This window comes from Slackia isoflavoniconvertens (assembly GCF_003725955.1).
In the GTDB taxonomy this organism is placed as follows: domain Bacteria; phylum Actinomycetota; class Coriobacteriia; order Coriobacteriales; family Eggerthellaceae; genus Slackia; species Slackia isoflavoniconvertens.
Genome location: NZ_QIBZ01000001.1, coordinates 209,885 through 232,419, shown reverse-complemented (window position 1 = coordinate 232,419; position 22,535 = coordinate 209,885). Strand labels below are relative to the sequence as shown.

Genomic DNA, 22,535 nt, shown 5'->3' with positions numbered 1-22,535 from the left:
CGGTGCGCAGGTGCGCTTATGCGCATAAACGCTTAGTGCTCTTTGATATCGATCGTCTCGGGATCGAAGGAAACCTCACCGCGAGCGATTTCAGCGAAAGCCATGGAAAGCGGCTTCACGTGATTCGCCTTGGCGATTTCGACAGCGCTGGAAAGTTGGATGGCGCGATCGCGCTGGCCACGCATCATGTCGTTGATATCGTGGGCGCGCTTGGACGCCAGAGCGCACAGCAGGAAGCGGTCGTTGTCGGTTTCGTCGAGCAGGACGTCGATTTCAGGGTCGATAATGCTCATTTGCTATTCCTCGCACATCTTAGCTTGGCTCTCGATGTATGCGACCAATTCATCGGTACATGCTTCGAGATCATCGTTCACGAATTGCTTATCATACTCCATTTTATGCGAAAGCTCCACCCGCGCGTTCTTCATACGCACGGCAATGCTTTCTTCGGAGTCGGTGCCGCGGCCACGAAGCCGGCTTTCGAGCACTTCGAGCGACGGAGGCTCGATGAACACGAGATGGGCCTCGGGAATTTGCTCGCGAATCTGGAAACCGCCCTGCACGTCAATCTCGAGAAGCACTTGGCCGCCCTTGGCCATGTGCTCTTCGACGCGAGCGCGAGGCGTTCCATAACGATTCTCGTGGACACGAGCCCACTCGAGAAAACCGCCCGTTTCGACCAGCTGGTCGAACTCGGCATCGTCGACGAAGAAGTAATGCACTCCGTCGATTTCGCCCTCACGCGGAGAGCGCGTGGTGTCGGAAACCGACAGCCACGCATCGGGCACGCGCTCAAGAACCCTCTTGACCAGCGTACCCTTGCCCGCGCCAGACGGCCCGGACAAAACAAACAAGTTGCCCTTGCGCTGCATGCCACAGACCTTCTTCAAATCGAATTACGCGAGGCGCTCGAGCAAAGCTGCTTCCTGGCGCTCGCCAAGACCCTTGAGGCGACGGCTTTCGGCGATCTTGAGTTCGCCCATGATTTTCTCAGCCTTGGCCTTGCCATAACCGGGAAGCGTTTCGATGAGCGTGGAGACCTTCATGCGACCAACGATAGGATCGTCTTTCATAGCGAGAACGTCCTGCAGCGACAGCTTTCCATTTTTGAGGTCGTCACGAACCTGCGCACGCTTAATACGGGCAGCCTTAGCCTTTTCCAGCGCGGCCTGACGCTCTTCAGCACTCAATTGTGGGATAGCCATACGTTGTTCACTCCTTCAGTAAAAACCCGTCTTCGATGACGGCGATTCGGCATAATAGCACATCAAACCGCTTATTCAAGAATTCGGTTCTGCATTATTCGAATACTGCGCTTTTCTCTATGAAATGGCAACATATTAGGCTCTGACCTGTGCATTTCGTGAATTAAATCGCAAAATGCACAGGTAAACGAAAACTTAGAGCTCGGCAACGATGGCTTCGAACGCTGCGACGGGGTCGGCAGCCTGGGTAATGGGGCGGCCTATCACGATATGGGAAGCGCCCGCATCGAATGCGGCCTTCGGGGTCGCAACACGGCTCTGGTCGCCCAAATCGGCGCCCGCAGGGCGCACGCCCGGAGTGACGATAAGGGCATCGGGGCCGAGCAGCTCGCGAAGCATAGCGGCTTCCTGCGGAGAAGCGACAACGCCCGAAAGGCCGGCCTCGGCCGCGCACGAGGCGAGCGTCTTCACCTGATCGGTGAGTTCGCGCGTGACACCTGTGGCGGCGAGGGTTGCAGCATCCATGCTCGTAAGAACCGTGATGGCCAGCGTCGCGGTGTCGCAGCCGGTGTTGTCGACGGCGGCCTGCGCGGCTTCCATCATGGGAACGCCGCCCACGGCATGCATGGTGATCATGTCGGCGCCCGCCTCGACGGCCGATGCGGCAGCGCCTGCGACCTGGTGCGGAATGTCATGGCACTTCAGGTCGAGAAACACCTTATAGCCCAAAAGCTTGAAGATCTCGACGATGGCAGGACCTTCGGAGTAATACAGCGTCATGCCGATCTTGAGCCACTTGGCCTTGCCCTGCAATGCAACGGCAAGATCGAGCGCCTTGGCACGGGGGCAGTCGAGCGCGACGATAACGCGCTCGGCGCGGGGAATGCTTTCAAATGCTGCTAACATTGCAGCCCTCCAATCAAATCGTTCACGTCTGCGACGCCTTGCTCTTCACAATATGCCTCAATGCCGGCGATAACCTCGTCGACCGCATGGGGATTGGTGAAGTTCGCGGTGCCAACGGCCACGGCGGTAGCGCCGGCGAGCATGAATTCCACCGCGTCGGTTGCAGTGGAAATGCCGCCCATGCCCAAAATGGGAACCTTCACCGCGTTGTGGCACTGCCACACCATGCGCAAAGCAACAGGTTTCACAGCGGGGCCGGAAAGGCCGCCCACCACGCGAGCGAGCACGGGCTTGCGCGTGCGGGCATCGATTGCCATGCCCAAAAGCGTGTTGATAAGCGAAATGGCATCGGCGCCGGAAGCTTCGGCGGCCTTCGCGATTTCGGTGATGTCGGTCACGTTCGGGGTGAGCTTCACGATCATGGGCTTAGTGGCAGCCTCGCGGCATGCAGAAACCACGCGTTCGACGCTAGGCACATGCGTTCCGAACGTAAGGCCGCCGGCGTCAACGTTCGGACACGAGATATTGATCTCGTACGCGTCGGCCTGACCGTCCTCTTCAAGCGCCTCGACCACGGAAACGTATTCTTCAAGGCTGTGGCCCGACACGTTCACGATCGCCGGCACGCCCTGGCTCTTAAGCCACGGCAAATCGACCTCGCACAAGTGCTTCACGCCGGGGTTTTGCAAACCGATGGAATTGAGCATGCCCGAGGGGGTCTCGGCGATGCGCGGCGATTCATTGCCTTCCCAACCATTGAGCGAAACGCCCTTGGTGGTGACCGCGCCCATTCCTGCAACGTTCACGAAGTCGGAATATTCACGACCGGCGGCAAACGTGCCGCTCGCATCGGTCACGGGGTTGGCCATAACGAGGCCACCCAGGTTCACCTGCATATTCACGGCCATTACCACACCAGCTCCTTCGCGTTGAACACCGGGCCGTCAACGCACGAGCGGCGCTTACCCGCCTGCGTTTCAACCACGCACGAAAGGCATGCGCCTACGCCGCACGCCATGCGCTTTTCCATCGAAACCCAGCACGGCACGCCCGCCTCTTCGGCGATAGCCGCAACTGCACGCATGAGCGGAGTGGGGCCGCAGCAATACACTGCGGAATAGTCGCCGCGCGCAAGCTCTTCGCGCACAGGTTCGGTGCAAAAACCCGCGTAACCAAGGGAGCCGTCGTCGGTAGCCACAATGGGATCGCGGCCCAACAGGCTCGCATAGTCGTCACGCGTCACCATCATGCTGGCAGTTTGGGCACCAAGCACAACTTCGACCTCACGGCCTTCGCGCACGAGCTGCTCGGTGAACATGAACAAAGGCGCGGCGCCCACGCCACCGCCCACGATGAGGCTTTTGCCCTCGCTCGGCTGCCAACCACGGCCCAAAGGCGAGATAAGCGAGCATACGGCGCCCGTCTCAACCTCGGTCAAATACGCCGTGCCCTCGCCCACCGTTTGGTAGATGATTTCGACGTTGTCGCCCTTGGCGGCATACACCGAGAACGGACGGCGCAGAATATGGGCGCCGAAGCCCGGCAGCAGCATGTGAACGAACTGGCCGGGACGAATGGCCGCAGCGGTTTTCGGAGCGGCCAGCGTGATTTTATACAGGCGTGGACCCAGGTTCTCGTTCGAGACTACGCATGCGCGCTCCTCAAACGCCGGGGTGCCGTTATGCGCTTCGCATTCACACATGGAAAACCCTTCACTTCATAATACAGACGAGGGCAAAGGCGCATGCGCGCCTTTGCCCGATATATCATACGCGAGCGAGCCACGATTCCGCCCGCGCACATGTTTGCTATTCGACGATAGCGCCGTCGCAAAGCGTTGCTTCGCCACCGACGAACACGTCGGTCGCGCGGCCCTTGAGCGCGCATCCGACGAAGCCGGAATTGTGCGCCTTCGAGCAGAAGTCGTCGACGGCCACGGTCCATTCGACGCTCGGGTCGAACACGGTGATGTCAGCGACGCTGCCCTCGGCGATCTTCACCGGCTCCAGGCCAAGAATATCGCGCGGAGCAACAGCCATGAGGTCGACCATGTCGGACAGGTCGATGATGCCCGGCTCAACGAGGTTCGTAAGCACCAGGCCAAGGCTCGTCTCGAGGCCCGTCATGCCAAAGGGCGCGAGCTCGAATTCGCGAGCCTTCTCCCATGCAGCATGCGGCGCATGGTCGGTGACGATAGCGTCGACCGTGCCATCTTTAACGCCCTCGATAAGAGCGGCGGCATCGGCGGCGGTACGCAGCGGCGGGTTCACCTTCAAGTTGGTTTCATAGGCATCGGTCAGCGCATCTTCGGTAAGGAAGAGGTGATGCGGCGTAACCTCGCAGGTCACGGGCAGGCCGGATTCCTTGGCCTTGCGAACCATCTCGAGGCCCTTGGCCGTGGTGATGTGCTGAATGTGCAACGGGCAGCCCGTGAGCTCGCACAGCTGGATGTCGCGAGCGATTTCGAGCTCCTCGCCTGCAGCTGGCCAGCCGAGCATGCCAAGGCGCGTGGAAACGACGCCCTCGTTGACCTGGCCGTCGGCGACAAGGCCGTTATCTTGGCAGTGCGCCATGAAAACCTTGCCGAACATCTTGCCGTAATCCATGGCGCGACGCATCATGCCGGCGTCCTGCACGCCCTTGCCGTCATCGGTGAAGGCAACGGCGCCATGGGCTACCATGTCGCCCATCTCGGCGATGATCTCGCCCTTCAGACCGTGGGTGATGGCGCCCGACGGGTACACGCGGCACTTGCCAACCTCGGCAGCGCGGCTCTTCACGTATTCGATAACCGCGCCATCGTCGGCAACGGGATCGGTATTGGGCATAGAGCAAACGCCCGTGAAGCCGCCATGGGCAGCCGCGCGCGTGCCGCTCGCGATGTCTTCTTTGAACTCATAGCCGGGTTCGCGCAGATGCACATGCATGTCGACAAGGCCGGGCACGAGTACCTTGCCCGTAAGGTCTTTCACCTCGGCGCCTTCGGCGGCAATGCCCTCGCCCACCTGGGCGATTTTGCCATCTTCGACCAACACGTCGCACACGCAGTCGAGCTCAACCTGGGGATCGATAACGCGGGCGTTCTTAAGCAGCATTGCCATTATTCGGCACCTCCCAAAAGCAGATACAGCACGGCCATGCGCACGCAGATGCCCGCATAGACCTGTTCGAGAATGACCGAGCGCTCGGGGTGGTCGGCCATGTAGCTGTCGAATTCCACGCCGCGGTTGATGGGACCCGGGTGGCACACGATGGCGTCGGGACGCATGAGATGCTCGCGCTTCTTCGTGAGGCCGAACAGCTCATGGTATTCACGAAGGCTCGGGAACGGCGCGCCCTCGAGGCGTTCGCGTTGGATGCGCAGCATGTACACCACATCGAACTCGGGCAAAACATCGTCGAGATACGGCGTCACATGGTCGGCGCCCAGCACCTCGGGGCATGCCGGCATAAGCGTGGCGGGACCGACAACGGTGACTTCGGCACCCATGATTTTCAGTGCGGGAATGAGCGAGCCGCACACGCGAGAGTGTCCGATGTCGCCCACGATGCCGACCTTCAGGCCGTTGAAGTCGTGTTTGTGCTCCCAGATGGTGTACAGGTCGAGCAGCGCCTGCGTAGGATGCTGGTGCTTGCCGTCGCCCGCGTCAACGACGCTTGCCGGCGTATGCTCGGAAATGATGCGCGGTGCGCCCGCATGCTTGTCGCGAACGATGATCATGTCGATCTTGTACGCGTTGAGCGTTTCCACCGTATCGATGAGGCTCTCGCCCTTCACGGAGCTCGTGGAGGAGCCGCCAAAATTCAGGCTGTCGCAAGAAAGGCGCTTCTCTGCCAGCTCAAACGACGAGCGCGTGCGCGTGGAAGGCTCGTTGAACATGTTCACGACCGTGAGGCCCTTGAGCGTGGGGACCTTCTTGATCTTGCGCTGATTGATCTCGGACAGCGTTTTGGCCGTCTCGAGAATCGTCATGATGTCGGTATCGGAATACTCATTGATGTCGATGAGATGCTTGTGTTCGAAAGCCATACGACTTATTCACCCCCCAGCGGCGCCGCATGCGCGCGGTCGCCCGGCTTCATATCCAGAATTTCAACCGCAGATGTTCCGTCGACCTCTTCGAGGAACAGGCGGACGTTCTCGTCGCGCGACGAGGGCACGTTTTTACCCACGTAGTCGGCGCGGATGGGAAGCTCGCGGTGGCCACGGTCAACGAGCACCGCAAGTTGGATGGAGGCAGGACGGCCCAAATCCATGAGGGCGTCGAGCGCGGCGCGGATGGTGCGACCGGTATAGAGCACGTCGTCTATAAGCACGACGGTTTTGCCGTCAAGCGAAAACGGGATGTGCGTGCCGTGCACTTCGGGGGAAAGGTAGGTCAGGAAGTCGTCGCGATAGAAGCTGATGTCCAAGCTTCCCAAAGGCGGCTGCTCACCTTCGATTTCGGCAATCTTGTCGGCCAAGCGCTTGGCCAAAACGTCGCCGCGGGTGACGATGCCCACGAGCACAATTTCATGCGCGCCGTGGTTCGCCTCCAGAATTTGGTGCGCGATGCGCGTAAGCGATCGCTCGATCTCGGACTCATCCATCACGATCGATTTCACCTGGTAGGCGTCTTTCATACACACTCTCCTCTCTTTGACTGAGTGCGTACAGCTGACCCGTGCTGCCGGCCCACCAGGGCAAAAAAAATGCCTTGGCCAGGGCAGGCTAAGGCTTCCGTGGGCACCATTATGTTCACGATCGGTGCCTATCGCGTGCCTTGCCGGTCTCTCTGTACCGTCTTAAAGGACGCTTGTCAGTATACACACCCACCCGCACGCACGTAACCCCCCTTGCGCGAATTTACGGAAAATGATGGCGAGCGACGCGTGCGAGAATCGGCTTTCAACATCGCCCAAACCGACGTTGTCCCGCCCAGCATAGGCCCGCGCGGAACCACGGTTCGCTATCGTTCGCCTTCGGCTCACTATGCGCTCACCTCGCTGCGTTCAACTTTGAAAAAAGAGCCCACTTGAACGCAGGGGGTTTCAGCGCGGGCCTATGCCGGGTGGGACAACTGACGCACATGCCAATGGCACGATGGGCCCCAATGCAAAGCAATGCCGCGCACGCCACAACCACATGGCGCGCGCGGCAAACAATCCCATAATCGAGCTTGCCGAGTTGAGCGAGGCAGAATGCCCTGCCCTACCCCAGCAAGCCTGCGAGCTTCGGGTTCATGAACAGGTTGTAATACGTCGCAAGCGCAATGGCGATAAGTCCCACGACAACGCTCGCAACGGCCCAGATTTTTTGACGTTTCAGATAGGTTTCCTTCGATGCCCCTCTGCTCAAGGCGCGATGGAGCGCGAACGGCTGCGAGGCGACGGAAAACGCCACCGTTCCCGCCGTAAGCATGGCGAATACCAGAATGCCCAGCGCGATGGCCACGGGTGTATGGAAGGCGATGGCGTTCACGAAACACGTATCGGCCACGATCCACAACGGATAGAAGATGATGGTCGCCCACATTCCATGTGCTGCTCCCCAGATGGGCGGCATGAACAGCGCGCCGATATTCACGCGCGGCACGCCCTGCAAAAGGCGCTCTTCGGCAGCATATTGCTCTTCCGTGATGACTGGCGCGCCCTGCGCCGCCTCGTTGCGTTTGCTCACAATCTATTCCTTACGGGTCGAAAATCCGAAATCGGCAGGCTTCGCGGGCTCGATTGCCTCGATAGCATCAACGCGCTCGGCGTCGCTTGGCGAAGGCGGCACAAAGGAAGTGCCGTCGGCGTTATGGAATTGCACGCCCAGACGCACAAGCTCGGCGAGCACTGAATCGACAAGCAGGGGCAAAGCCGCATGAACCCGAGGCGTGAGGCCCTCGATAAAGCTCGCAGGGCTCATGTTCTCCACCTGAATGCCGAAGCACACGCCATCGGCCTCGTGGCCTAAAAGCGATGCAGACGCGAGCAAATCGGACAGGCGCATGTCGTGCAACGACTGCATGACGCCGTGGCCCGCGATGTCGCCCGGGGCGAAACGAAATACCGTGCCAGGCTGCTCGCCCGTTCCGTCTACCGCATCAACGACGACGACGAAATCGGCTTTGCACACATGCGGCAACAAATCCATAGTCATGCACCCTGCATCATAGAGCGCGACATCGTCGCCGAAACGATAGCCCGCTTCAAGCGCGTCGTACACCGCCGGACCCACACCGTCGTCAAGCATAAGGCGATTGCCAATGCAGAGAATCGCGATTTTCATCAATCCCCCTACTGGCCGAGTTCCACGGGCGTCACACGCGTCGAGCGACTCGGGTCAATGGTCATGCTCTGGAAGCGATCGGCCATGAAATCGTTGCCGTAATATTCCTCGAAGAATTGCTCCATGGCGTTCACCGGCTCCATTCCAGCCTCGCGCTGATACCAACAGTCGAACGCGAGCATGGTCATAACGGCGTTGACGAGCATGAGCAGGGCGCACACCGAGGTAAGACCGTATCGCCATTTCCAGGGAATCGCATTCACGACCTTGAGCATGCGCGGCAAAAGCAGCTTGATCCACACGCAGCCCAAAACGCCCCACATGGCCATGAACATGCCGTTGGTTCGGCCGTCGATAGAGAGGAACGTGCCCGTATAATCCCAGGCCATAATGCCGAATGCGAACTGGAAGAACCAGCTCACCAAGTACTCGAACGCGCCGCCGATGACGGCACTCACCAAAAAAATCACGAGGAAATTGGCTTTATGGAAACGATTGAGCGCAATGGTCATGAGCACCGCCCCAATACCGTAGATCGGCGAAAACGGTCCATACAGAAGACCCGCACGGTCTTGGTAGACGCCCGGTTCAACAACGGCCATGTGATAGACGACCTCGATAATCAAACCGAGTACGCAGCACACCACGAAAATCCAGAACAAGTTGAAGAAGTTCAGCTCGATATAGCCTTTGCCCGTCTCGTCGCGGCCGAGGGTTCCATCTTCGGCACGCTCGCGCGTCTCAAGGTCGGCCAGCTTGCGCTGAAGGCGGCGCTCTTCCGAAAGAGAGGGGTCGATATACGACAACAGGGCGACGAGGAACACCAAATGCAGCACTTCATAGAGGCCCGGGCCATGCAAGCCCGAAAGCATGACCTCGCACACCATAACGGCGACGTTGATCGCTACGAGAATTTCAGCCGCAATGCGCGCACCGCGACGGCGGTCGCGAAGCATGCGCACGCCCAAAACAATGGACATAATCGCGCCAACGCCCGTAAGAGCGATTTGAACTATGGCGATAACGAGGGTCGTCGTGTCGATCGGCGTTCCGGCATCACTAGTAAGCGACGGCAGGTAGAAGCCCAAAATCGCCGCAATCGGAATCGAGATTACCGAGAGCGCGATAAGCGCAACCGCATATATCTTAAGCAGCAGCGGGAGTTTCTTTTTTGGAGGCGTCGCAAGCGAATTCGATGCGGTCATATACCTTGGGCCCTTCCCAGTCTTTTAAGCATGCACAACAATGCTCCTATAATAACCATGAACAGCGCATCAAAAGCACGCAGACAACCGTTCTTCGCTCAAAAGCCAAGTTGCCCAGGCGAATACCGCGTCGCAGAAATGTGCCGCATCGCATGATGCAATCGGGAATCGGGGCGAAAACAGCGACCGAACAACGCAACCCAACACGCAATCGTGAAAGCAAAATGCATCGGAACCTGCATGGTTCGAGTGCGATGCCGCGCAACGCGCTGCACCGGTTTGGTTACGGCATCGTCACGCACCGCCAAGTTGGTTACGTCACCGTTACCTTCTTGCGATAGAATCGGCGTAAGAAACAAGTACGAACACGTACGCATTATTCGCTTCCAGAGAGGCAGCTATGGCTTCTTCCAAAAACATCGGCGACCAGATTTTCAATGCGGTGCAAAACGCCGTGGACTCGCAAGATTTCAGCAATCTTCAGTCAACCATCGAAAAAAGCATCGGCATCGCCGCCGAGGGAATCGCGCGCAGCCTAAGCTCTGCATCGGATGGTATTCGACGAGGCCGGGAACAATATGCCCTCGCACAGGCCAAGAAGCGTCGCGAAGAACAGATGGCAACGATTTACGCGAACCCCAGCGGGCAACGCAGCGTTGGCATCGCGCTCGTCGGTTGGGGCGTTGTTTTGGGCGTACCGGGCCTCGCTGGCACAATTTTCACGATTGGCGCGGGCTTCATGATTAGCGCGGGCTCAATTCTTGTGGGAAGTATTCTTGCTGCGGCGACGGTCGCAGGCGGCGCTCTGTTCGCGATGGGCATTAAACGCCTGAACCTCGTAAACCGCTTCGAGCGCTACCGCGACGCCATTGGCCTGCGCGATTTCTGCTACCTCGACGAAATCGCGGCCAGCACCGCCGATACAACCGAAAGCGTGCGCCAAAACGTGAAGGCGATGCTCTCGCACGGGCTTTTCAAGCAGGCGGCACTCGGCGACGGCGAAAACTTCCTGGCGCTTACCAACGACGCCTATCAGCAATACCGCCAGGCACGCGGCAAGGCGCTCGAAAAGAAACAGCAGCGAGCGCTCACGCAAAGCGAGCATTCGCAGCTTGACGCCGAAACGCAAGCCTTGCTCGCACGTGGAAATGCCTATATCGCGCAAATTCGCGAGAGCAACAAGGCAATTCCAAACCCGGAATTCAGCAAGAAGATCGACCAGATCGAACACGTGGTACGTACGATTTTCGATCGCGCGGCCGAGCGGCCCGAAGTCATCGACGACCTGGACCATTTGATGGATTACTACCTGCCAACCACGGTCAAACTTCTTGATGCCTACCGCGACCTGGACGCGCAGCCTATCCAAAGCGAAACCATCTCGCAGTCGAAACGCGAGATCGAAGGCGCGCTCGACAGCCTGAACGTCGCATTCGAGAAGCTGCTCGATTCGGTGTTCCGCGATATGGCAATCGACGTTTCCTCAGACATTTCGGTGCTGCATACCGTGCTTGCACAGGAAGGCCTGGTAGAAAGCCCGTTCGATAAGCAAAAGAGCGAATAGCCCCCTCTAGGGGCGCGCGAGTCTCAAAGAAAGGCACAACCATGACCGACGTCAAAACCGAAACCCCCACCGTCGAGCTCACGCTCGCGCCGACGCTCGATGCCGCGCCGGTGCCCACGCTCGCTAACACGAGCGGCGACGCCCTAGCTCCCGCGAGCGATGCCGCCGAAGTACCCGCAAAGCTCGACGACAGCATGCTGACCGAAGAAGAGAAGAAGATGGTAGAAAGCTTCTCGCAGCAGATCAACGTGCGCGACACCGCGATGGTTCTGCAGTACGGCGCCGGCGCCCAAAAGAAAATGGCCGATTTCAGCGACACAGCGCTCGAAAGCGTGCGAACGAAAGACTTAGGCGAGGTCGGTGGCCTTCTTAGCGATGCCGTGACCGAGCTGCGCAGCTTCGATGCGACCGAGGAGAAGGGCCTGTTCGGCTTCTTCAAGAAAGGCGCCAACAAAATCGAATCGCTGCGCGCCCGCTACGACAAGGCCGAGGCCAACGTCGACAAAATCGTGAAAGCGCTGCAGGGCCACCAGATGACCCTTATGAAAGACGCCGCCACGCTCGACAAGATGTATGAGCTCAATCTTGCCTACTTCAAAGAGCTCACCATGTACATTCTGGCCGGCAAGAAAAAACTCGCTGAAGTGCGCGAAGTCGAGCTGAAGGAACTCGTGGACAAGGCGAAAGCCACGGGTCGCGCTGAAGACGCGCAAGCCGCACAAGACCTCGACGCCATGTGCACGCGCTTCGAGAAGAAGCTTTCCGACCTCGACCTCACGCGCACCATCGCCATGCAAACCGCACCGCAGATTCGTCTCGTGCAAAACAATGAAATCACGTTGGTCGAGAAAATCCAAACCACCATCGTGAATACCATTCCACTGTGGAAAAGCCAGATGGTTCTGGCGCTCGGCATCGCGAATTCACAAGAGGCCGTGCGCGCACAAACCGCCGTCACCAACATGACGAACGATTTGCTGAAGAAGAATTCCGAGATGCTGCACTCCTCCACCGTCGAGGTGGCGAAAGAATCGGAGCGCGGCATCGTCGATATCGAAACGCTGAAGCAGACTAACGAAACGCTTATCAAGACGTTCGACGAGGTGCTGCAAATTCAGGCCGAAGGCCGCCAGAAGCGCGCCGAGGCCGAAGTGGAGATGCGCCGCATCGAGGCCGAGCTCAAACAAAAGATGCTCGAAATTCCGCAGCTTCCTTAAGCCGACCCCACTTCACCACATCACGTGCCACGCGTTTGTGCCGCACGAAAAAGGCGCCGCCCCTCTCGCAGGGACGGCGCCTTTGCTTTTAATGGCTTGCGGCTTAGAGAGCTGCGCTCAAATCGCCCGCAGCCTTCACCTTCACACGGTTGGTATGACCGGGGTAATACTGCAGCGGAACGTCTTCGGAATCGATGATCTCGACGGTTTCGCGCACAGCGCCAGCCTCGACAGCAGCCTCGATCGCGGCAGCGCGAGCGGCCTCGAGCGCCTGATCGCGAGGGGTCTCGTCATAATCGACGAGCGCCTCATAGGTGCCGCTCACCTTCGAGATGGCGGAACCGATCGCGTTCGCGCATCCCGAGAACTCGGGCTTCACGCAGGTCGCGGTGCCAGCGAGATCGGTCGGCAGAATGATGCAGCCGCCGCCCACCAGAATGGCGTCGATGTCATCGTTGGACACCTTCATCATATCGATGCCCTCTTCGACCATCTCGCGCATAACGGCCATGGCCTTCTTGGCAAACTCCTCGTCGATGTGAGCGACCTTGCTCGCATCGCCCACTTCGGCCATGCCAAGGCGCACCGCAATGTCGGTTGCGGTAAGGGTGTCGCCGCCGAACACGAGCGCCTTCTTGGTGATTTCATAGCCCACGGAATCGGGGCCAACGGTCACGGTGCCGTCTTCGTGCTCGCGAACGATGGAGCCGCCGCCCAAACCGATGGAGATAACGTCGGGCATGCGGAAGTTAGTACGCACGCCGCCGATGGTCACGGCAACGCCGCTCTCGCGCGGGAAGCCGGCCTGCAGAACACCCAGGTCGGTGGTGGTACCGCCCACGTCAATGACGATGGCGTCATCCATGCGGCTCAGATAGCTTGCACCGCGAATGGAGTTCGTGGGGCCGCATGCGATGGTCAGAATCGGGTAACGGCGCGCGTGATCAATAGTCATGAGCGTGCCGTCGTTCTGGGACAGATACACGTCGGCCTCAGTAATGCCACGCTCGGCCAAGCTCTTCGCAAAGCCCTCGGTGAAGCGCTCAGCAACCAGGTGGAGCGCAGCGTTCAAGATGGTGGCGTTTTCGCGCTCAACCAAGCCCATGGAGCCAATCTCGCTCGAGATGGAAATGCGCACATCGTCGCCGAGCACTTCGCGGGCAATCGCGGCGGCGGCGAGCTCGTCATCGTTGCGCACGCCGGCGAACACGCAGCTAATGGCGACCGATTCGACCTTGCCCTTCACGCCCTCGAAGAAGGCGCGGCATGCAGCCTCATCGAAGTCGGCCAAACGCTTGCCGTCGAATTCAAAGCCGCCGCCAATAATGGCAGTATCAACGGCAACCGCGGCAATATCGTCGGACCAATCGACCATGGGAGGAATGCCCACAGAAGCAGGTGCGCCGATGCGCAGGATGGCAATAGGAGCCAACCCCTTGCGCTCGACGATGGCGTTCGTGCACTGCGTGGTGCCGAGCATAGCCTGCTTGATGAGTTTGCGATCGATGTTCGCCTGGGCGAGCACGGCGTCAACCGCGCCCATGATGCCTTCGTAGATATCGCCCGAGGTGGGATTCTTCACCGCGGCGACAACCTTCAGATTCTCGTCGATCAAAACGGCGTCGGTGTTGGTGCCGCCGACATCAATGCCAAGTTTGTACATATCTCCTCAACTTTCTTCAAGTTGCATTCAACGTTGCTGCCCGGCCGCCCCTCGCGCCGCGCCTGTTCGCGAAGCGCGGAGCTCCTACCGCTCGCTTTGCTCGCTATGCGTCGCTCCTCGCATTTCCAATTCTAGAAAAAGAAGATTGAGAAATGCGAAGCTTCGAAACAGGCGCGGCGCGAGGGGCGGCCTACGGACAATAAACATGCAGCGTATTCGGTGGCGAGGGTGGAGCAAAACTTCGTTTTTCTCACTCTTCTTTATTCAAAAACTGAGAAAACGAGGCGCAACGCAAAGCGAGCAAAGCGAGCGTTAGGCGCGCCGCGTTTTGCGGAACCCTCGGCATCGAATACGCGGGCGGGATTCGCTACCCCTTACATCTCTCTTCGACAGGGATGTAATCGGTATTCAGACCGAAATAGCGCGGTCCCACCAGCTCAATGCCCTTCTCGGTGCGCCACAAGTGGTAGCACGGAAGGCCAACGACCAGCACGCGCTTGCCGTACTTCAACGCGTCGGTGGGCACGGGCGTGAACGTTTCGGTGTCGACCAAGCAAATGAGGTCGGGCGTCGTGGCAAGAATTTCGCCGTTCACCGTCGCACACAGGTTCTCATTCTGGAAATCGACTTCCGCATGGCCGCCCTTGTCTTCGCCGATGCCCTCGAGCACGACCTTGCCGAAGTTGAAGCCGCCGCGGGTCTCGCGCAGCACGTCGGCAATCTTGCCCTTGAACAGGCGGAAGCCGCCGGTGTAGTCGAAGAAGTATTCTTCGGGCGTCATATTCTCGGGGCAGTTCTTGATGCCGCGAATCGCACGGCCCAGTTCCTGGCTGCGCGTGACGATGCCGCGCACGCCGAACTCGCGCACCTGCGAGGCAGTCATGACGTACTCGGTCGACACCACGCTGCCGCCGCATGCGGTGCAGCCGGCACGGCAAATGTTCTCGACCCATTTGTTGTTGATGGTCTCCATAAGACCCATGTTGCCCTTTTCATCAATGAAGAGCATGGGGCTTGCCGACACACCGCCAATGGTGAACGTGACCATTTGAATTTCGGGGAACGCGCGACCCATGCCGTCGACGTCGACCATGGGAAGGCCCAGGCGCGCTGCCGCGGCGATGGGCAACATGGAGTTCACGCCGCCAGCCTCGATGGGCATGATGGCCGTGATTTTCTTGCCGTAGTAGGAACCCACCATATCGATAAGCTTGGTGAACTCGTTGGAACCCACGCCCTTCTCGGTGAGAATCGTCGGAGCACCCACGCTTGCAACGGGAACAACGACGTCGTCGTCAGAAAGCTCGTCGACGTCGATGAGCGACACCTCACCGCATTCCTTCACGGCACCAATGGCGAGCAACTTGCCAATGTAGGGGTCGCCGCCGCCGCCCGCGCCCAAAAGCGCTGCGCCCAAAGCGATGTCTTCGATATCGGAAATGCCGATTTTACGCATGGCTCTCCTCCTTCGAAAACTCGGCGTAACGCTCCTCAACGGGGCGATATTCGACGTCTTTCAAGCCGAACCACGCGGGGCCGGCGAGTTCTAAGCCGCGAGGCGTGCGCCATGCGGCATCGCACGGCAGACCAACGACGAGGGCGCGCTTGCCGTATTTCAGGTTCTCGGTGGTAATGGGCACGAACGTCTCAGAATCGACCAGACAAATAAGATCGGGCACCGTAGCCACGATTTCGCCGTCGACCTCGGCGTAGATGTTCTCGTTCTGGAACTCGACCACGGCTTTCTTGCCCTTGTCTTCACCGATGCCTTCAAGCGTCACGCGGCCGAAGTTGAAGCCGTCGCGCGTTTCGCGCAGCACGTCGGTGATTTTACCCTTGAAGAAGCGGAAGGCCCCGCTTTCGCCGAGGAAGAACTGCTCGGGATTGTCGGCGTCGGTCGCCGTACGAATGATGCGGCCGAGCTTCTGCGCGTAATCGACTGTGCCAACGACGACGCTCGTCTTCATTTTCTCGCCGCTCATGGGAGATGCGAGCGTAGTCACCTGGCCGCCGCATGCGGTGGTGATTTCACGGCCGATTTCCTCGGTCCAGTCGTTGTTGATGGTCGTGAGCACCGTGCAGTTGCCCTTTTCATCGGCAATGATGAAGGGGTTGGTGGACACGCCGTTCAGCGTGAACGTGTCTTGCTGAATGCCCGGAAACGCGCGGCCCATGCCGTCGGCGTTAATGAGCGGCAGGCCCGCTCGAGCGGCGGCGGAAATAGGCACCATGGAGTTCATGCCGCCCGCCTCGGAAAGCAAAAACGCATCGAGCTTGCGGCCAAGTATGCGCTCCATCATGGCGCGAACCTTGGGATACTCGACTCCGTTCGTGCCTTTCTCGAGCGACACGCTCGGAGCGCCGACGCCGCAAATAGGCGCGACGGTCCAGGTGTCAGGCACTTCGTCAATGTCAAGCAGCTCGACCGGACCATACTTCTTCACGGCTGCGATGGCCTCCAAGCGACCCATATATGGATCGCCGCCGCCACCCGAACCCAAAAGCGATGAGCCAAGCGCGATGTCGTCGATATCTTCGATTCCGATTTTCCTCACGCGAGCCCCCTTCCTAGTTCAGCCCCGCCGCACGCGGCAGGGTACTTTGCGACATATGCCGCTTACCTTCAGGTGCCCCCGCGGGGCACCCCGATTAAAGCAAAGCCGCCCTTGCGAGCGGCTTGTAGCGTAGTAGTTCCAGACTACCCTATTCAGCCGACTTCTTCGTGAAAAGCACGATAGAACCGTCAAATGCAGGCAACTTCATGGCTTTGTAGATAATCACGTACAAAATCATGGAAACGACAATGCCGTTCACAGGTCCAATAAACAGCGGGAAATCGAGCATTTCGAGCGGCGTGCCCACGAACGTGCCGCCCGTCACCATGGCAAACACGGCGCCCACCGCGAAGCTCACGACGCCCGGCGCCGAGATGCCCTCGAGAGGCTTGAAGTTCTCGGGGCGGCCTTTGCGAATGAAGAAGTAGTCGGCAATCATGGTGCCAGCGAGCGCGGGGACCATGGCCGAAAGGAACGTAAGAAACGTGGTGAAGTAATCCATGATGCCCACAGCAGCGGCGACGAGGCCGACAATACCGGCGATCATCGTGGTGAGCTTGTACGATTCCTCGCCCTTGCCCGCCATGGCCGTAAATGCCAAACCGGCGGAATAGGCGTTACCAACGTTTACGGCCCACGTGGAAGCCACGATGGCGACCACGGAAATAAGTGCCAAGCCCATGCTCGAAAGCACGATAGTGATGTCGCCGCCCGATTCAGGAACGGCGATAGCGAGCACAGCGCCCATCATGAGCACAAGGATGTTCACCGGCCACACGCCAACGACGCTCGAAACCACGGCCGCTTTGCGGTCTTTCGCGTAACGGGTGAAGTCTCCCACGCTAGCACCGCCTACGGCAAACAGGCCGACGGAGACGCTAATGCCAGCAGCCAAACCCATGCCCTCGACGGGCACATAGTTGAAAATGGAATCGGCGCCAGTACCCGCGATAGAAATGCCCAAGCCGTACACGCAAATGACGAACAGCAGCACAGCAGAAACCGTGTTCACCCACTTCACGCCATCGAAGCCGTAAATCGCGGATGCGAGCATAAGCGCGCCAAGCACGACAGCGGAAATCCATACAGGAATCTCGAAGCCCGTAAGGTCGGCGAAAGCGACCGAGAACGACGCGCCGCACACGGCCGCCTGCACGCCGAACCAGCCCACGAGCGACACGCCCATGATGAAGCCAACGATGTAGCGTCCGCCCTTCTTGCCGAGCGCCGCCGTGGAAAGGGGCGCCGTGGGAAGTCCCACATCGGCCGATTCCATAGCCACGAAACTCATATAGGCAACGATAATGCCGAAGCCGATAAACGCAGCCAAGAAACTATCGAACAACGTGAGGCCCGCGCCGAGCGCGGCACCAGTAATAAGCGTAGAGACATTGAAGCCGTTGCCAATCCAAATGCGAGCGATTGACCACCAACCCTGACGTTCCGATTCCGAAACGTACAGGCCCTCGGTCTCAAAGCTCATGGCTTCTTGTTCAGAAGACATGGGTAATTCCTTCTTTCCATACGGGGCAATAATTCGGGCAGTTTAGCACACTAAAGCACGAATGTAGGAAAGAAGGCACGTCATAACAGCATATTCAAGAAAATGCATATTACAGAAGAATATTCAGAGTCCCGTTCGAAAACGGGGCGCGTGGACGCGCCTCACCTTGCACGCCAAGGCAAGGCGGCCATGAGCTTCGGTGGCGAGCATTCGCCGCATTGCCTGCTCCTACGCCAAACCGAACTTCCTGCGCACGCGCTCGAGCTTGCGACGCCACGGGCCATACAAAGCGAGCAAGAACACAACCGTCGCTACGCCATGCACGATATCGAAAGGCAGGGCCGTCGCATACACCGCCAAGATGCCCGCCCATCCTGACGCCTGAGCGTGGAAGAAGCTCAAGATGCTCCACGCATTCAGAATGAAGCCGTACCCGAGGCAAGCCAGAAAACCGTATGCGTACACGATGGTGGGATGCGCATCGATCAGGCGGCGAGTGGCCAAGGCGCGGTTTTCCTTCTCAATGCGCACTCGAGACGGCAATGAGAGGGCACTTTCGGTTTCTTCATCAGGCGCAACAGGGTACGCTGAATCGCTCACGATGCCGTGCGCTTCCCCGCTACGAGCCCAGCAAGAGCCCTTCGACTCCACCGCCCGCCGCTTTGCAGGCACCATCGCGAGCAACCCGGCCCCATAGCCAACCAAGCCCCAGGCATACATTTGCCACGGCGTCCACGGGCCTTGGCCGAAGAAGAAATTCGAAGCGAGCGCCGCTAAAGCACCCACCATGAACCCGCTTTTACGCCCGAATGCGACGCCGGCGATAATCGCGATGGCGCTCACCGGTTTGAAATCGGGAATGGGCGCGAACAGGATGCGGCCCGCTGCGGCAAGGGCGGCCAACACTACCGTGGGCATGATGTCGCTCAGACGGGGGCGCGACGCCTCGTAGCTCGCGAAAAAGACACCTATGCTCGCAAGCACCACGACGAGCGTGAGCAAGGCGGTCTGCTCGAAATTCGCGATGGCGCACACCGCCAACACAACAGGCGTGGCGAAAATGGCGACGATTTCGGCCGCGATGCGAGTGTGAACGCCGGCATTCCCGTGTGCCGCTCCCATTATGCACGCCCGCCTTCTGCCGCAATTTCGCCGAAAAGGCGGCTTTCGGCGTTCGGGCGATAGACGATGTTGTTTGCAAAGAACGCCTGAACAGGTTCGGTGCACGCTATTTCGCCATCGAAGGGCATCGACACGAAATCGGCCGTGACGAGCGCGAAATCAAGATCGTGCGTCACGAAAACGATCGTTTTGCCCTCATCGGCAAGCTCGCGCACCGTTCGGGAGAAATCGGCGCACGACGCCGGGTCGAGTCCCTTGGTGGGCTCATCGAGAAAGAGCACCTCGGGGTTCGCGAGCAGAAGCTTCGCAAGCGCAAGTTTTTGCTGCTGGCCGCCCGAAAGGTCATACGGGTGGCGCACTCCCAAGCTTTCAAGCCCGAAGCGCCGCGCCATAGCTACGGCTTCACGCTGCCCATAGCCGCAGCGAGTCGACCACTCCATAAGCTCCTCGCGCACCGAATCGCATACAAACAGCGCCTTCGGATCTTGGGGAAGCAAGGCCTGGGAATACCTTAGAGCGTTGTCGATATGGCCGCGTTGCGGCTTCAACACGCCCGCCAGGCAGCGCAGAAGCGTGGTCTTACCGCAGCCGTTGCCGCCCACGAGCGCATGCACGCAACCGCGCGCGATATTCAAATCGATGCCGCGCAGCACCCACGGCTCGCGGCGGTCGAAGCGAAAATGTGCATCGCGAACGCGAATCGCCGCATCGGCATGCGCACATGCCGCCGCACGCGCTTCCCAACGGGGCGCAAGGGCCGCTTCTGCCAATTCGCGCGGCGCAGGAGCGCCCGACGCATCTAAATCGATGCGCTGCGTCGCATACGCCTCAACATCTTCAGGGGAATGCGTCGCGACGACCACGGTAATGCCAAGCTCGCGATTCACGCGGCCCAGAAGGAACAAGAACTGCTTCACGGCATTCGGATCGAGCTGCGCCGTGGGCTCGTCGAGCAGCAGCACGCGCGGACGCAATGCCAGTACGCTGGCCAGGTTCACGATTTGCTTCTGGCCTCCCGAGAGGTCTTCAGTTTTCTTGCGCACCCATGGTTCAATGCCAAAGAAGTGCGCGACTTCGGCCACACGCCTGCGCATTTCATTTTGCGGCATGCCGACGTTTTCAAGCCCGAACGCAAGCTCATGCCATACCGTGTCGCATACGATTTGCGCGGCGGGATCTTGCATCACGAAGCCAATCGACTGCGCCGACTCAAGCGCCGTAAACGCTTGCTCGCCCCGCACGCCTTCCCCACTTGCAACACGGCCCAAAACGCGTGCCCAGCCGCGATATGCGCCCGCAGGCACAAGCTCGGGCTTCAACGAGCGCAAGAGCGTGGTTTTGCCCGAACCCGTCGAACCCACCACGACGCAAAAAGCGCCTTGATCAATGCGCAGGTCGGGCCACGAAATCTCAAACGCGGGCTCGCCGCTGCCCGCAGGGTATGCGAACGCAAGCCCACGCGTTTCCACGGCGGGCGCGGTATTGTGTTCGTTCGTCATTCGCACGACCTCCATTGCAACCAATCGCGCAGCCACAACGCCGGAGGCACCAACATAAGCAGCGCATAGGGAAGATACAGCCAAAACGGCGCGACGCCCGCGACCACGGGATAAAACGAGAAGCCAGAAAACGCCAGCCACGCGCACACCGCGCTTGCAAGCGCGAGGGCGGCCACCGCAGCAAGCACCGCGGTGTCAGATGCGCCCAGGCGAAAACGAGCATATGTCGTGCGCCGCGCACCGCAATCGTAGCCGCATGCGCGCATGGCGCAGCTTCGCTCCAGGGCGTCTTCCATGCCCCACCCCATGAGCACGCTCACGATGCGCATGCGTCCCTGCGCGGCATCTTTCTTCGTGCGGGGCGCCGCGGCGCTCATGCCGTCTTGCACGTCGGCGATGGCGCGGCCGCGCGAAACGAATTGCGGCACCAAACGCAAAACCTGCGAGACCATGAGCGTAACGACGGGCGCGGCGTTTCCGAACAGCGCGAGCGAGTTTTCGGAATCCATGCAGGAGGAATACGACGCGAACCACAGAAACACCGACGCGAACATGCCGCCCGAGCACAGGCCGTACAAAAGCGCTTCGGCATAGATGGCGCGCTGCCCTATGCGGAACAGCTCGGTTGAGCCCGATGCAACGAAAAACGGGTTCGCTGCGGCAACGACCAGGCACAACGGAACAATCCACCGAAGAGACAGCAGCGTGGCGCGACCGCCTCGGCACACGCACGAACACGCAAGGGCACCCGCGAGCGACAAGGCCGTAAACACGGGATGCAGACACGCCATAGACAGCGCAAGGGCGCTCGCCAAAAAGACGAACGCCACTGCAGGGTGATATGTATGGAAAACGTTGGTCATACTAACCTGTCACGTAATACCAGGAAACGGAATCGCCATTTAAGAGCACATAATTGCTGCACGCCGTCATGGGAACGGCGCCGTTAACTGAGTACATCCAGCCGCTGTGTCCGCCGTGCTCTTTTTCGGCAAGGCCGCCAATGGCACTTACGTATATGCCGTAACCCGTGTTCGATGCGTTCATCGAAAGGCCGCACGCGCACAGGGCATCGTAGACCGTCGCACCTTGGTTGAACGTGAAGGTTCCGCCGCCCGAAACGGGGTTGCCCACCGCAGAGCTCGATACGGAAACATACACGGTTACCGTGCCGGCAGGTGCGGAAGTGCCCGGTTGCGAAGATCCACCCGCCGAAGAACTCGAGCCTGAAGAGCCCGACGAGCTCGAAGAGGCGCCCGAGGAAGAGGAGCTCGAGCCTGAATCGGCGTTCGAAGACGAAGAGGGGCCCGAGCCTGAATCGGAAGATCCACTGGAGTCCGAGTTGTCAGACGATGATCCATCGCCCTTCGATTTCGATTCGTCGCTTCCAGAGGCGTCACTCGACGCGTCTTTCTTGTCTTCGGATTCCTTATCGGCGGCATTGGCTTCGTTCGACGCTTCATCCTTGTCGGCTTTCGCCTGGTCGGAGCCCTCGGCAGATGCGGCCTCAACATCGGCCGAGCGCACGATTCCGACGCTTTCCGCGGCCTTAACAATAGGAGAGTCGCCCGGAAGGCCAAAGCCATTCGTCAAAGCGAATGCCGAAGCGCCGATGAACAGCACCGACACCACCGCGAGAGCCGTGATGCCCGCACGCGTCGCCAAAGAGAGCGATGCGTGCTTCGACGCCGAGCCCGAACGTGCCGTTTGGAATGAGGAAGACGAAGACGGCGACCCCACGGTAAGGGCCGCCGCTTCCGCCGAATCATGGCGAGGAGCGTTCCCCGCCATGATTTTCGTATCTTCCGAAGTGGGTTTCATTTCGTCAGACATGCTTCG

23 protein-coding genes are annotated in these 22,535 nt (G+C 59.5%); 3 read left to right on the top strand and 20 right to left on the bottom strand.

The window, feature by feature from the left end:
- Positions 1–32: 32 nt before the first annotated feature.
- From DMP05_RS01060 to DMP05_RS01005, 12 genes are all read right to left on the bottom strand, one after another.
- The gene (locus DMP05_RS01060) at positions 33–293 is read right to left on the bottom strand and encodes a DNA-directed RNA polymerase subunit omega (protein ID WP_114614960.1); all 261 of its coding nucleotides are present in this window, start codon (positions 291–293) and stop codon (positions 33–35) included.
- 3 nt (positions 294–296) lie between these two features.
- Entirely contained in the window at positions 297–872 is a 576-nt protein-coding gene (gmk, locus tag DMP05_RS01055) for a guanylate kinase (RefSeq protein WP_123218763.1), read from the bottom strand.
- Positions 873–896: 24 nt separating this feature from the next.
- On the bottom strand, positions 897–1,205 hold the full coding sequence (gene mihF, locus DMP05_RS01050) for an integration host factor, actinobacterial type (RefSeq protein WP_114614958.1): 309 nt from the start codon (positions 1,203–1,205) through the stop codon (positions 897–899).
- Positions 1,206–1,400: 195 nt separating this feature from the next.
- Positions 1,401–2,111 carry an orotidine-5'-phosphate decarboxylase gene (gene pyrF / locus DMP05_RS01045; RefSeq protein ID WP_123218762.1) on the bottom strand — a complete coding sequence of 237 codons (711 nt, stop codon included), beginning with the start codon at positions 2,109–2,111 and terminating at the stop codon, positions 1,401–1,403.
- Complete coding sequence (locus tag DMP05_RS01040; RefSeq protein ID WP_123218761.1) at positions 2,105–3,019, bottom strand: dihydroorotate dehydrogenase; 915 nt, start codon at positions 3,017–3,019, stop codon at positions 2,105–2,107. The genes pyrF and DMP05_RS01040 overlap by 7 nt, the downstream gene beginning before the upstream one ends.
- On the bottom strand, positions 3,019–3,813 hold the full coding sequence (locus DMP05_RS01035) for a dihydroorotate dehydrogenase electron transfer subunit (RefSeq protein ID WP_123218760.1): 795 nt from the start codon (positions 3,811–3,813) through the stop codon (positions 3,019–3,021). Before DMP05_RS01035 ends, DMP05_RS01040 begins: the two co-directional genes overlap by 1 nt.
- A gap of 106 nt (positions 3,814–3,919) precedes the next feature.
- Entirely contained in the window at positions 3,920–5,212 is a 1,293-nt protein-coding gene (locus tag DMP05_RS01030; protein ID WP_123218759.1) for a dihydroorotase, read from the bottom strand.
- Positions 5,212–6,141, bottom strand: coding sequence for an aspartate carbamoyltransferase catalytic subunit (locus DMP05_RS01025; protein WP_123218758.1), 930 nt, complete (start codon positions 6,139–6,141; stop codon positions 5,212–5,214). The genes DMP05_RS01030 and DMP05_RS01025 overlap by 1 nt, the downstream gene beginning before the upstream one ends.
- A 5-nt stretch (positions 6,142–6,146) precedes the next feature.
- On the bottom strand, positions 6,147–6,734 hold the full coding sequence (gene pyrR, locus DMP05_RS01020) for a bifunctional pyr operon transcriptional regulator/uracil phosphoribosyltransferase PyrR (RefSeq protein WP_114614952.1): 588 nt from the start codon (positions 6,732–6,734) through the stop codon (positions 6,147–6,149).
- Positions 6,735–7,302: 568 nt separating this feature from the next.
- A complete protein-coding gene (locus DMP05_RS01015; protein WP_123218757.1) occupies positions 7,303–7,770 on the bottom strand; it encodes a DUF2628 domain-containing protein in 468 nt (155 codons plus the stop codon).
- Positions 7,771–7,773: 3 nt separating this feature from the next.
- Positions 7,774–8,367 (bottom strand): hydrogenase maturation protease, encoded by a 594-nt coding sequence (locus tag DMP05_RS01010; RefSeq protein ID WP_123218756.1) that lies wholly within the window; start codon positions 8,365–8,367, stop codon positions 7,774–7,776.
- Positions 8,368–8,375: 8 nt separating this feature from the next.
- On the bottom strand, positions 8,376–9,572 hold the full coding sequence (locus DMP05_RS01005) for a putative ABC transporter permease (RefSeq protein ID WP_123218755.1): 1,197 nt from the start codon (positions 9,570–9,572) through the stop codon (positions 8,376–8,378).
- 152 nt (positions 9,573–9,724) lie between these two features.
- Between DMP05_RS01005 and DMP05_RS09730 the strand changes: the two genes are divergently transcribed.
- The 3 genes from DMP05_RS09730 to DMP05_RS00990 are packed head-to-tail and all read left to right on the top strand — an operon-like array spanning position 9,725 to position 12,353.
- Positions 9,725–9,913: a hypothetical protein gene (locus tag DMP05_RS09730; protein ID WP_148039670.1), complete on the top strand. Its 189-nt coding sequence runs from the start codon at positions 9,725–9,727 to the stop codon at positions 9,911–9,913.
- Between the two features lie 59 nt (positions 9,914–9,972).
- Positions 9,973–11,136: a 5-bromo-4-chloroindolyl phosphate hydrolysis family protein gene (locus DMP05_RS00995; RefSeq protein ID WP_123218753.1), complete on the top strand. Its 1,164-nt coding sequence runs from the start codon at positions 9,973–9,975 to the stop codon at positions 11,134–11,136.
- Positions 11,137–11,177: 41 nt separating this feature from the next.
- Positions 11,178–12,353, top strand: coding sequence for a toxic anion resistance protein (locus DMP05_RS00990; protein WP_123218752.1), 1,176 nt, complete (start codon positions 11,178–11,180; stop codon positions 12,351–12,353).
- 103 nt (positions 12,354–12,456) lie between these two features.
- Here DMP05_RS00990 and DMP05_RS00985 read toward each other — a convergent pair whose 3' ends face one another.
- From DMP05_RS00985 to DMP05_RS00950, 8 genes are all read right to left on the bottom strand, one after another.
- Positions 12,457–14,016 carry a hydantoinase/oxoprolinase family protein gene (locus DMP05_RS00985; RefSeq protein ID WP_114616011.1) on the bottom strand — a complete coding sequence of 520 codons (1,560 nt, stop codon included), beginning with the start codon at positions 14,014–14,016 and terminating at the stop codon, positions 12,457–12,459.
- Between the two features lie 367 nt (positions 14,017–14,383).
- Entirely contained in the window at positions 14,384–15,472 is a 1,089-nt protein-coding gene (locus DMP05_RS00980; RefSeq protein WP_123218751.1) for an S-methyl thiohydantoin desulfurase family protein, read from the bottom strand.
- The gene (locus tag DMP05_RS00975; RefSeq protein WP_123218750.1) at positions 15,465–16,571 is read right to left on the bottom strand and encodes an S-methyl thiohydantoin desulfurase family protein; all 1,107 of its coding nucleotides are present in this window, start codon (positions 16,569–16,571) and stop codon (positions 15,465–15,467) included. The genes DMP05_RS00980 and DMP05_RS00975 overlap by 8 nt, the downstream gene beginning before the upstream one ends.
- Before the next feature lie 148 nt (positions 16,572–16,719).
- Entirely contained in the window at positions 16,720–18,075 is a 1,356-nt protein-coding gene (locus tag DMP05_RS00970) for a cytosine permease (protein WP_123218749.1), read from the bottom strand.
- A 228-nt stretch (positions 18,076–18,303) separates the two neighbouring features.
- A complete protein-coding gene (locus tag DMP05_RS00965) occupies positions 18,304–19,197 on the bottom strand; it encodes an ECF transporter S component (protein ID WP_123218748.1) in 894 nt (297 codons plus the stop codon).
- Positions 19,197–20,696: an ABC transporter ATP-binding protein gene (locus tag DMP05_RS00960; protein WP_244594985.1), complete on the bottom strand. Its 1,500-nt coding sequence runs from the start codon at positions 20,694–20,696 to the stop codon at positions 19,197–19,199. Before DMP05_RS00960 ends, DMP05_RS00965 begins: the two co-directional genes overlap by 1 nt.
- Positions 20,693–21,559 (bottom strand): energy-coupling factor transporter transmembrane component T family protein, encoded by an 867-nt coding sequence (locus DMP05_RS00955; RefSeq protein ID WP_123218746.1) that lies wholly within the window; start codon positions 21,557–21,559, stop codon positions 20,693–20,695. Before DMP05_RS00955 ends, DMP05_RS00960 begins: the two co-directional genes overlap by 4 nt.
- A 1-nt stretch (position 21,560) precedes the next feature.
- On the bottom strand, positions 21,561–22,529 hold the full coding sequence (locus DMP05_RS00950; protein ID WP_123218745.1) for a DUF4430 domain-containing protein: 969 nt from the start codon (positions 22,527–22,529) through the stop codon (positions 21,561–21,563).
- Positions 22,530–22,535: the final 6 nt, after the last annotated feature.

Bases quoted from the DNA above. Each gene is read 5' to 3' on its own strand.
- DMP05_RS01060 (WP_114614960.1), bottom strand. From the start codon at position 293: ATGAGCATTATCGACCCTGAAATCGACGTCCTGCTCGACGAAACCGAC.
- gmk (WP_123218763.1), bottom strand. From the start codon at position 872: ATGCAGCGCAAGGGCAACTTGTTTGTTTTGTCCGGGCCGTCTGGCGCG.
- mihF (WP_114614958.1), bottom strand. From the start codon at position 1,205: ATGGCTATCCCACAATTGAGTGCTGAAGAGCGTCAGGCCGCGCTGGAA.
- pyrF (WP_123218762.1), bottom strand. From the start codon at position 2,111: ATGTTAGCAGCATTTGAAAGCATTCCCCGCGCCGAGCGCGTTATCGTC.
- DMP05_RS01040 (WP_123218761.1), bottom strand. From the start codon at position 3,019: ATGGCCGTGAATATGCAGGTGAACCTGGGTGGCCTCGTTATGGCCAAC.
- DMP05_RS01035 (WP_123218760.1), bottom strand. From the start codon at position 3,813: ATGTGTGAATGCGAAGCGCATAACGGCACCCCGGCGTTTGAGGAGCGC.
- DMP05_RS01030 (WP_123218759.1), bottom strand. From the start codon at position 5,212: ATGGCAATGCTGCTTAAGAACGCCCGCGTTATCGATCCCCAGGTTGAG.
- DMP05_RS01025 (WP_123218758.1), bottom strand. From the start codon at position 6,141: ATGGCTTTCGAACACAAGCATCTCATCGACATCAATGAGTATTCCGAT.
- pyrR (WP_114614952.1), bottom strand. From the start codon at position 6,734: ATGAAAGACGCCTACCAGGTGAAATCGATCGTGATGGATGAGTCCGAG.
- DMP05_RS01010 (WP_123218756.1), bottom strand. From the start codon at position 8,367: ATGAAAATCGCGATTCTCTGCATTGGCAATCGCCTTATGCTTGACGAC.
- DMP05_RS01005 (WP_123218755.1), bottom strand. From the start codon at position 9,572: ATGACCGCATCGAATTCGCTTGCGACGCCTCCAAAAAAGAAACTCCCG.
- DMP05_RS09730 (WP_148039670.1), top strand. From the start codon at position 9,725: ATGATGCAATCGGGAATCGGGGCGAAAACAGCGACCGAACAACGCAAC.
- DMP05_RS00995 (WP_123218753.1), top strand. From the start codon at position 9,973: ATGGCTTCTTCCAAAAACATCGGCGACCAGATTTTCAATGCGGTGCAA.
- DMP05_RS00990 (WP_123218752.1), top strand. From the start codon at position 11,178: ATGACCGACGTCAAAACCGAAACCCCCACCGTCGAGCTCACGCTCGCG.
- DMP05_RS00985 (WP_114616011.1), bottom strand. From the start codon at position 14,016: ATGTACAAACTTGGCATTGATGTCGGCGGCACCAACACCGACGCCGTT.
- DMP05_RS00980 (WP_123218751.1), bottom strand. From the start codon at position 15,472: ATGCGTAAAATCGGCATTTCCGATATCGAAGACATCGCTTTGGGCGCA.
- DMP05_RS00970 (WP_123218749.1), bottom strand. From the start codon at position 18,075: ATGTCTTCTGAACAAGAAGCCATGAGCTTTGAGACCGAGGGCCTGTAC.
- DMP05_RS00965 (WP_123218748.1), bottom strand. From the start codon at position 19,197: ATGGGAGCGGCACACGGGAATGCCGGCGTTCACACTCGCATCGCGGCC.
- DMP05_RS00960 (WP_244594985.1), bottom strand. From the start codon at position 20,696: ATGACGAACGAACACAATACCGCGCCCGCCGTGGAAACGCGTGGGCTT.
- DMP05_RS00955 (WP_123218746.1), bottom strand. From the start codon at position 21,559: ATGACCAACGTTTTCCATACATATCACCCTGCAGTGGCGTTCGTCTTT.
- DMP05_RS00950 (WP_123218745.1), bottom strand. From the start codon at position 22,529: ATGTCTGACGAAATGAAACCCACTTCGGAAGATACGAAAATCATGGCG.